At 56.1% G+C, this 9092-nt stretch carries 13 protein-coding genes; 9 read left to right on the top strand and 4 right to left on the bottom strand.

Features of this window, described 5'->3' with window-relative positions; translation table 11 throughout:
- Window positions 1-140: 140 nt before the first annotated feature.
- Window positions 141-1100 (bottom strand): hypothetical protein, encoded by a 960-nt coding sequence (locus AC13EK_RS02470; RefSeq protein ID WP_169860006.1) that lies wholly within the window; start codon window positions 1098-1100, stop codon window positions 141-143.
- Between the two features lie 34 nt (window positions 1101-1134).
- Here AC13EK_RS02470 and AC13EK_RS02465 point away from each other — a divergent pair, with 34 nt between their 5' ends.
- Complete coding sequence (locus AC13EK_RS02465) at window positions 1135-1353, top strand: hypothetical protein (RefSeq protein WP_169860007.1); 219 nt, start codon at window positions 1135-1137, stop codon at window positions 1351-1353.
- Here AC13EK_RS02465 and AC13EK_RS02460 read toward each other — a convergent pair.
- A complete protein-coding gene (locus AC13EK_RS02460; protein ID WP_169860008.1) occupies window positions 1347-1778 on the bottom strand; it encodes a hypothetical protein in 432 nt (143 codons plus the stop codon). The two genes, AC13EK_RS02465 and AC13EK_RS02460, sit on opposite strands and share 7 nt — an antisense overlap.
- 3 nt (window positions 1779-1781) lie before the next feature.
- Window positions 1782-2387: a DUF805 domain-containing protein gene (locus AC13EK_RS02455; protein WP_169860009.1), complete on the bottom strand. Its 606-nt coding sequence runs from the start codon at window positions 2385-2387 to the stop codon at window positions 1782-1784.
- A gap of 74 nt (window positions 2388-2461) precedes the next feature.
- On the opposite strand from AC13EK_RS02455, the gene AC13EK_RS02450 reads away from it, so the two are divergent.
- From AC13EK_RS02450 to AC13EK_RS02415, 8 genes are all read left to right on the top strand, one after another.
- The gene (locus tag AC13EK_RS02450) at window positions 2462-2722 is read left to right on the top strand and encodes a helix-turn-helix domain-containing protein (protein WP_169860010.1); all 261 of its coding nucleotides are present in this window, start codon (window positions 2462-2464) and stop codon (window positions 2720-2722) included.
- Window positions 2719-3102 (top strand): hypothetical protein, encoded by a 384-nt coding sequence (locus AC13EK_RS02445; RefSeq protein ID WP_169860011.1) that lies wholly within the window; start codon window positions 2719-2721, stop codon window positions 3100-3102. Before AC13EK_RS02450 ends, AC13EK_RS02445 begins: the two co-directional genes overlap by 4 nt.
- A 192-nt stretch (window positions 3103-3294) precedes the next feature.
- Window positions 3295-4515: a DNA (cytosine-5-)-methyltransferase gene (dcm, locus tag AC13EK_RS02440; protein ID WP_169860012.1), complete on the top strand. Its 1221-nt coding sequence runs from the start codon at window positions 3295-3297 to the stop codon at window positions 4513-4515.
- A gap of 6 nt (window positions 4516-4521) precedes the next feature.
- On the top strand, window positions 4522-4971 hold the full coding sequence (locus AC13EK_RS02435) for a very short patch repair endonuclease (RefSeq protein WP_328805872.1): 450 nt from the start codon (window positions 4522-4524) through the stop codon (window positions 4969-4971).
- Window positions 4972-6300, top strand: coding sequence for an MvaI/BcnI family restriction endonuclease (locus tag AC13EK_RS02430; protein ID WP_169860014.1), 1329 nt, complete (start codon window positions 4972-4974; stop codon window positions 6298-6300).
- Window positions 6301-6313: 13 nt separating this feature from the next.
- On the top strand, window positions 6314-6523 hold the full coding sequence (locus tag AC13EK_RS02425) for a hypothetical protein (protein ID WP_483022005.1): 210 nt from the start codon (window positions 6314-6316) through the stop codon (window positions 6521-6523).
- Complete coding sequence (locus AC13EK_RS02420; protein WP_169860016.1) at window positions 6520-7350, top strand: GIY-YIG nuclease family protein; 831 nt, start codon at window positions 6520-6522, stop codon at window positions 7348-7350. The genes AC13EK_RS02425 and AC13EK_RS02420 overlap by 4 nt, the downstream gene beginning before the upstream one ends.
- Before the next feature lie 92 nt (window positions 7351-7442).
- Window positions 7443-8195, top strand: a complete 753-nt coding sequence (locus AC13EK_RS02415; protein ID WP_169860017.1) for a hypothetical protein — start codon at window positions 7443-7445, stop codon at window positions 8193-8195.
- Window positions 8196-8254: 59 nt separating this feature from the next.
- Here the strand turns inward: AC13EK_RS02415 and AC13EK_RS02410 are convergent, their stop codons facing one another.
- Entirely contained in the window at window positions 8255-8791 is a 537-nt protein-coding gene (locus AC13EK_RS02410) for a DUF2939 domain-containing protein (RefSeq protein ID WP_169860018.1), read from the bottom strand.
- Window positions 8792-9092: the final 301 nt, after the last annotated feature.

The raw sequence follows: 9092 nt of genomic DNA, 5'->3' as shown, positions 1-9092 counted from the left end.
CATAGCGAAGCTGTGCGCGGCTATGATGCGCGCGGGCGGTCGGGTTCCACATGATGGCTTCCAAGGTTGGTGTCGCAACCCCTCGGAATCACATCGAAACTCGGCCGTCCACCGTTACGTCAGCGTTCTGACACAGCCTCTTAGATATCCCAGTCCGCATAATGGCGGGACAACCGGCGCAGCGCCTCCATTGCATTATCGCTCCGGTCGACCATTCGACGGGTCATGATGCCATTCCTAGCGGCGAAGGCATAGGCGGCATCAGAGACGCCAGCAGGAACGTTGCCATTGCGATGACCATAAACGCCCTCAATCAGCCAATAGCCCTGACTGCGATCGTAAGAGATCAATACGTTCTGCCCATCATGCTGGAATTCGCCAAATGCATGTTCGGCAGACAGCAGCGCGGTGAAGTAGCGGCGGCTACAGTTGCGGTAGCGTTTGGCGGTTGCGGCCAAATCCAGACCATCGATAATTGGCCGATAGCCGTCACAGGCTCGGATCGGACCCGCCGGAAAAGGCATCCGAAAGGACCACCGCTTGATCGTATCGGCAAGCTTGGTTGACCGACGGAGCGCCTCGACAATTTTGGTCCGATCGAGCCCGCGCCGCTCCAGCAGATCGACGGCAAGGACGATGTCGGCAGCCTGCGCCTTGTCCTTGATCTTCGCGCTGATCCGACTGTCGGACAGATCGACAGGGAGGCTTGTGATGATCGAAAGGCGATCGGGGCCCAACGTGGGCGCGCTCTGAACGGCGGTGATAGCGTGGCGCGGCCCGCCGTTCAGAATGCTCCAAAGACGCGGGTAGAATTCTCGATCATGAGGTTGCGCGCCACACTTTGCCAGAGCACTCCGAAAACCGGCCGGGACATGATCATAGGCCATAAGGAGGATCGCGTGGTGTCGATCCTTCATGAGGATACGCGCGATTTCCTCATTGCCATGGTCGGTCGGTTTCGCCGTGGCCAAGAACGCCGCGACCACCTGACGGCGCTCTACACCGGCACGCAGCATGTATCCGGCGAAGCCCGGCCGGACACTGTCCAACGCGACGATGCGGTTCAACATCCACCCCGAGATCGGCTCGATGGACTCCATAACAATATCTCCCTTCAAGCAGGTTCATATTGTCATGAGGACAGCCTTCATCGGTTCGCGTTCCTGCGCTAAATACTTCATGGAAAATGATAATTCACGAAATTTCTTCACCAACCTGTTGGAGCGTAAGGCCCCAGCCATCATCGAGCGCCGCCTCGCAAAGGGCGATCCAATGGATGAGGTCGAGGATTTCTTGATGCTGTTCTGCTGGAGCGGGCCACGAGCGGCCATACAGAAGCGGCGCGATCAATAGGATGTGGGGCCGCCACCATTGCGCATTCGATCCCATGCACCCGGTGGCAAATTGTCCCGCATGTGCGGATCAAAATCCTGAATAGCGTCATCGACGGCGGCCTTCATCTGTTGCTCAGCTTGCCGTTGCTCAGCAGCTTCACGCGCAGCATCCGCCTCGTCCGTATCGTAGGCGATCATTTCCTCGCCATCTTCGTCGATATAGACGCGGTATCGCATCTCGATTTCGACGTTGTTTTTGTAGATCGCAGTGCCATGGCAGACCAAATCCTTGGGGGAGCGCGATGTTTCTCGCGCTCCGGTGATCTTCAACAGGCCCTGCTCCATCGCGACGACCTCCTGCTCAATGCCATCGCAGTCCCGGATTGGCTCATCAACACAGGCGGCCATCCCCAGAAACAAAAGCGGCGTGCAAGGCCATTTCATCGATCAGCCTTGCGCCAAGATCGCTGCTTTCTGGCTGAGGAACTCGTCTTCGGATAGCAACCCACGGTCACGAAGCGATCCGAGCCGCTCGATGCGGGTCATCGTATCGTCGGCGGAGGACGCCTGAGCGGGCGGCGTCCATCCCGACGCGTGATCGTTAACCGGATACTGAGAACGGGGAGCTTCGAGCATTTCGACACCATCCGGATAGCCGTATGCGTTTTCGCCTTCATCGCCGCGCTTGACAGCAACGTAAAGGGTATAGCCGACACCCACTAGGATTACACCATAGCCTTTGAAAGCCCCCTGAGCAGTCTCGGCGTTCGCAATCAGGAAAATGCCGACGACGGCCAGAACCGCATAGAAGGCCAGCATCTGCCCCGAACGCCCCGTATCGTGATAGCGCCGGACAGTGACGGAAATCTGGGGAATCGCGCATACCAACCCGATCAGGCCGGTGAGAATTCCGATGCGGTCGCCAATCACATACTCGACCAAAGAAGCCGCAACCATGGCGGACCACATCAGCGCGTGGAATTGCCAAAATTCCGCGCGACCCGAACGGCCAGAAAAATCAAAAATGCGCGAAAAAGGACGAAGACCTTCCATCGATACCCCCCTGAAAATCCACGGCATTTATATTCCAAAATGGAATACACGCAAGCCGCGATTAGCCGGACTTGGTGGCAGGACCAGCTTATTCTGAAGAACGACGGATCATCGCCCGTATTATTCGGGAAGCCCGAGAACGCGTCGGGCTGCATCAAGCCGTGCTCGCTGAGCGGATTGGCAAAACCCAGAGTTACATCAGCAAGATTGAGGGGAGCCACCAAGGGGTGGACGTGCTGGTTCTTTTGGACATTGCGCAGGCATTGGAAACTGATCCGGTCGAGCTTTTCTCCCGAATTTCCTCCGAGGTTGTCCGTGCACAGGGGCATCGATGACACCATTCAGCGAGGGCTCACAGCGACAGTTCAGGCTTCCGCCGCAGTCAGGCATTGCCGCCGGTGAAACCATTCGTGTATCTGCCCGCGATATGAGCGTAGAGACCGAACTGGCACAGGTTACCGACCGCATACGGAGGCAACACGATGTCGCGCCGTTTCTGCAACGGTTGCATGCAACCAGTCAGATGCACCTGATGCCGATGCCGGGAGACATGATGGAGATCGTGTCAGCATCACCGGATTATATCCAGCCAGAACCCGGCTCGCCGCCCGTCTGGCTGCAAATCGCCGCCGGGAACGACGCTGCTGAGCTTGTCATTTATCGCTCGGAGGCTGACAGCAATTTATACGTTTTTGTCCCCATTCAGGTCGGCTGAATTTGCCCTTTTTGTGGCCGGGCAAGGGGTGTCTCGGCAATCAGCTTAGCCGTTCTGGTGAATTTCGCTCTACCAGTCGTTGCGGCGCGAAGATGCATGAGATATGGAACAAATAGAGAATATTTGCGAGAGAGGCACTTGCCTTTCTGGGCAGCTTTATGACATGGTGTCGAAAATTGTCCCAGAGGTTTCATGATCAACGAATTCGCCGCCCTTCGCATCCGCGCCGGTCTTTCGATCGACGATGTCGCGCTCATGACAGGGTATAGCGCCCGTCAGGTCCAGCGCTGGGAGGCCGGTGATGGAAAACCACGTGAAGCTGCGGTCGGCCTGTTGAAATCAATGGCATCTGTCGCGCCAGCGCCATCTACAAGTCGCTTCAATTTCATCGACCTGTTCGCCGGTATTGGCGGCATTCGCAAGGGATTCGATGCGATCGGCGGCCATTGCGTTTTCACGTCTGAATGGAACAAGTTTTCCCAGCAGACCTATGCCGCCAATTTTCGCGACAATCACCCACCTCACGGCGACATCACTACAATCGGCGCAGATGACATTCCCGATCATGACGTTTTGCTCGCAGGTTTTCCCTGCCAGCCTTTCTCGATCGCCGGTGTTTCCAAGAAGAATTCTCTCGGCCGCTCCCACGGCTTTGCGGATGAAACTCAGGGAACTTTGTTCTTCGATGTGGCACGCATTCTGAAAGCGAAGCACCCCTCGGCATTCTTGCTCGAGAATGTCAAAAACCTCACCAGCCACGACAAGGGGCGCACTTTTCAGGTGATCCTGAAGACGCTCACGGAGGAACTGGGCTATAAAGTCTGGCATAAAGTCATTGATGCCCAGCATTTCCTCCCGCAGCATCGGGAGCGAATCGTTATCGTTGGCTTCAGGGAAGATGTCCCATTCTCGTGGGATGATCTGAAGCTCCCTGCGAAGGGCAGTGTCCGCCTGAAAGCCATCCTGCATCCCGAAGATGCGTCGGAGAAGCCCGAAGCCGCCTTCACGCTTGGGACGAACGCTGCCGTGAACGGCAAATACACTCTGACGGATAAGCTCTGGCAATATCTTCAGGGCTATGCGGACAAACACAAGGCTGCCGGTAATGGCTTCGGCTTTGGTCTCGTCACCCCGAACGATGTCACCCGGACACTGTCTGCCCGATACTATAAGGATGGCTCCGAAATCCTTGTCAGTCAGGGCAAAGGGAAAAATCCCCGCAGGCTGACTCCCCGTGAATGTGCGCGCCTGATGGGTTACGGAGATGACTTCAAAATCCCGGTTTCCGATACGCAGGCATATAAGCAATTCGGCAACTCCGTGGCCGTGCCGGTCTTTGAAGCCGTAGCCCGGATTATGCAGCCCCATATCCAGACGCTTGTGGAAGCAGGCGATCAGCGCAAAGCCGCCTGAGGCTTGGTGGACGTCCATGATGCCGTGACCCGCAGCCGGAATATGGCTGCAATCAAGGGCAGCCATACCAAACCGGAATTACAGATCAGAAAGGCGTTACATGCAGCCGGGCTTCGATATCGGCTGCATGTAAAGGACCTGCCCGGCAAACCCGATCTGGTGTTTCCGCGTTTCCGGGCGGTGATCTTCGTAAATGGCTGCTTCTGGCATCAGCATGATTGCCACCTGTTTAAATGGCCTGCCACACGCGAGGAGTTCTGGCACACCAAGATCGCCCGTAATGTCGAGAATGATGAGTGGGCTATTGCGAGCCTTAAGGCAGCCGGTTGGCGTGTAGCGATCATCTGGGAGTGCGCTCTGAAAGGCAAAGCCAGAATAGAATTTCCGACGGCTATGCAACGTCTTATCGCATGGATACAGTCTGACGAGCAGGCTATCACCATCAGGGGCGGATAATTGGTCGGATCACTTGGGCAGTTGCTGGACCTGATGCGTCACAACGGCGCATCCCGCATCTACGCAAAGAAACTGGCCCCCAACGACAACTCCAAGAATCAGGTTTATCTGGGAGGCGACTTTTCGGCCCTGAACATAATCCCTCACGGGAACATCTACACCGATGGAGCCGAAATCGCTGGAGCGGTCCGGGATCGGGCAAAGGCAGCGGTCGATTTCTACTGGATCGACGATGACGGCAGACATCATGCGCCGAACACCGGACTGATCCTCTATCCAAAATATCCTGAAGTCCGCATGTCCGGGTTTCTGCTCGGATGCCGTGGCGCTCCGTCAGGGATCATGCGAGTGCGCGATGAAGGCCGCGTGCTGATATTGGGAGTCGCTCCTCAAGGTGAGGTGATGGGTTATGCCGCAGACGCGGATCATCCCGTGACTGTCGAACTCAATGCGCGAGAATGGCCCACGATAGGGGTCTTCCTCGAACTTCCGCTGACGCTCGCGCAACAGGAAAGTCCCAAAACAATCCTGCTCAATGAATTACGTCGGATATACGAGCTTCAATGGATTATGTCCCAGAAGTTAGCTGCCAATGGGGTAAAGGCCCCCTATGCGGCCCGAAATGGCGGCGGATATACGCTGGAAGCTGAACTGGGCATCACCCCCAACGGCTGCGCAGAGCCCGACTTTATGGGGTGGGAAGTGAAGCAATATGGCGTGGGCGATTTCATAACCTATCGACCAAAGTCTCCTGTCACGCTTATGACCCCTGAACCCACCGGAGGAATATACCGGACCGACGGGGTCGCTGAATTCCTCAGGAAATTTGGGTATCCGGATCAGTCAGGGAAACCAGATCGGCTCAATTTTGGCGGTCGTTATGATTGCCAGCGCCAAGCTAATCATCTCACCGGCTTGCGAATGACTATGGAAGGTTATGACAGCACGAGCGGGAAGATCGTTGACCTTGATGGCGGTATGACGCTTGTCGATGATCAGGATGTCATCGCTGCCTCATGGACCTTCAAGGGCCTGATGGCTCACTGGAATCGTAAGCATGCGCAGGCAGCCTATGTGCCGTCATTGTTCCACACACCGCCGCCAGAATATAGCTTCGGTCCGCGCATCTTACTTTGCGAGCAGACCGATTTTCTGCTGTTTCTGAAAGCGTTCGCCGCCGGTGTGATATATTATGATCCGGCGGTGAAAATGGAAAATGCGTCTTCGGCAGCACCTGCGATCAAGCGGCGCAGCCAGTTTCGTGTCGGTCATACGGAGCTGGCCCAACTTTATCAGAGGTCAGAAACAATGTCTTTCGTGCCGGGATGAAACGGAGAACAACATGTCGAATTTCAAACCGGGCGGCGATGCGAAGGCAATCTCGCGTATCGCTTCGGAGCGATACGGCAGCTTTCTTGCCATGTTTGAGAACCACGGCTGGCCCGAGCGAGGATCGGATATGATGTGCAAGGTGCAAACGCGGGTGAAAGAGGAGTATGGGAGCGTATCGGCGTTCGTCGCACAGCATGACGATGAAGTGGAGAAAAGTTGAACTTTCTTTGCGATGCTGTCGGGGTTCGCAGCGTTCTGCGCGATCATCAGCCCCATTATGTTTATGTTCTTTGCCGCCCCGATGGGGAGCCATTCTATGTCGGGAAGGGTGTCAAACTCCGTTGCCTTCACCATGAAGCCGAAGCCCGCAACACACGGCTTCTGACTCACAAACTGAATGTCATCCGGAGTCTCCACCGAAAGGGGGGTGCAGTTCAATATCGGATCGATAGCTCCTACCCCGATGAACTCTCTGCTCATTCGCGCGAACGTGCCCTCATCACTGAGATTGGTCGCCATGACCTTCGGCGTGGCCCGCTGACCAACCAGACTGATGGCGGGGAAGGCGCATCAAACCCATCAGAGGAAAGCAGGCAGCGGCGGCGAGATTCGCTTTGGGGTGAAGCAGATGATCCAGACCGCAATCTGATCAACAAATGGTTCCAGAAACTGACACCAGTAAAGTCAGTCCCAATCAAACCCGTAGCTACATTCTCTCGGGCGGCCGGTCTGTGGAAAAACGACGACACGATTGGCATGAAGCCCCGGCAAGCTGGGGCAGTAGTAGCGACAGCCCTCGCTAATGGCATTATGCTGGAGGCAGGATGCCTTCTTCCCCGGAGGCTGCATGTTGAGGGTGTGGAATACATTATCGAAAATGGGGTCGGCCGAGACATGGTATCGAACGGCATGATTGAGGTCCATGAGGACATCGTGACGCGCGAGACATTGCGGCTGACCGCTTCAGGTTTTCAGTTCGTGCTGAGCATCTTTGGATCGAAGACGCTTGTAGATGCAGGTCTGCTTTTACCTGAGACAATTCCATAACAAATCGTCAACAACAACGGTGGGAAAATTCCCGGATTTCCTTTTTATTCCATACCAATATCCTCCCGCCAGCAAAGTTTATGGAGGCTAATTTGCTGGAAGCATACCGGAAAGAACTGCTAGCCGCCGCCGAGGCTGACGTGATCAAATGGTGCGGCCCGCATGACCTGAAGATTGGCCGCAACCAGCCTGACACGCACTGGCTGATGCTCTTTCAGGGGCGCTATGGTGGTCCGGTAACAGCCGAACAGGCACACCGCTTCCTTGTCACATTCCAATTGACCATGTTCCGCACTTGGGACGTCGACGCTGCGGCCGAAGCAATCCGGGACACGAGCGAGGCAAGTGAGTTTACTCCGTTGACGGCGATACCGGCTCTGAGTGCGCGTCTCGCTCCACTCGTTGAACGCAGCACGCAGGAAACGTCAGCGGCGAGCAAGATCGCAACTTTCGCGCAGCCGACCACTCGGGTCTATATCTGGGATAAGCTTGCCACGCGATCTGCCCGCTATCGAGACTGGGTCCGCAGCGGCGGAACGGGGAGAAAGAAGCTCGGTAGCCTATTCGTCCATGAGGGCAGGCATGATTATCCCGCCTATTATGCGGCCTGCGATCGAGCCATGGAAGATGAGCGGGAAAGGCCGGATTTCATTGCTGCGCGTGACCGACTGATTGCCCGGTTCCGCGCCGGTGACGGCATCATGTCCGAAGCCGCGATCGCCACCGATGACTTCATCGAACGTCGTTTGCTCGACAAGCTGATGTTTGCCGAGGGGAACCTGCTGCGCCGGAAAAAAGGCGGCAATGACGGGGATGATGGTGCACCGATTTTGCTAGCTGCATGACGAACTTTGAGATGAACGGCCATGAGCATGATGCTCATGGCCGTTCCAACCCCACCTACCTATTTCTTGTCCTCGAACAGATCAGCGGGCATCTCCAGCTTGATCAGCTTCCATGACGCAAAGCCACGGCGCTCTAACAGGAACGACGGCCCTTCTTCATCGAGTTTCTTGTTGTGCAGGCGGACTCGGAAGCGATCGAGATTCACATAGGCACTGGTGCTTTCGATATCGGGGTTCTGCTCAACCTTCTCCTTCTCGGTCGGCTTCTGCCCCCTCACCAGCGCAGCGATACCATCCGGCGTCACAAAGCTGTCGATCATACGGTCAATCATGGCTGGGATCATCAAAGCGCCTAGCGCCGCAAACGGGTTATCCCTCATCTCGGGATCACTCTGCATCTTCGCCATTATTGCCGCCGACATCTGCGACTTCAGGCTTTCCCTGACGGCCGGGAAGTCGACTCTGGCCTCCAGCTTATCGGTATCTGCTTCGAGAGCGGCAGTGCGCAGTGAATGCATAGCGTAATAGGGCGATCCGAGGTATATCCCGCCCACAATCACGACCACAGCCACCGCAGCGGCGATCCACTTTTTCATTCCCATGTTCCCCCCATAACGGCCAGACAGCGGCGCTCGATGCTCGTCAGAATGCGCGCTCAACGGTATTCGGATCATATTTCTGGCAGCGCCCGGCGAAATCACCCGCCTTGCCCGACACGCTGATCATGCCCGTGATCCGATCGATGCGGACCTTGGGATTGTTAGCGTCCGCGCTCGTGGTGTAATTTCCGGTGTAGATTGAGGTGATCGCATGGGGTTGGGCATGCCCAACCCCATGCGATTTCGAACTCGGTGGCCACCGGGCTCATCGGTAAGGTGGAGTTACCACACGTCACAC

The organism is Sphingobium sp. L-44 (genome assembly GCF_056859495.1).
This window is presented reverse-complemented; position numbering and strand designations above follow the sequence as displayed.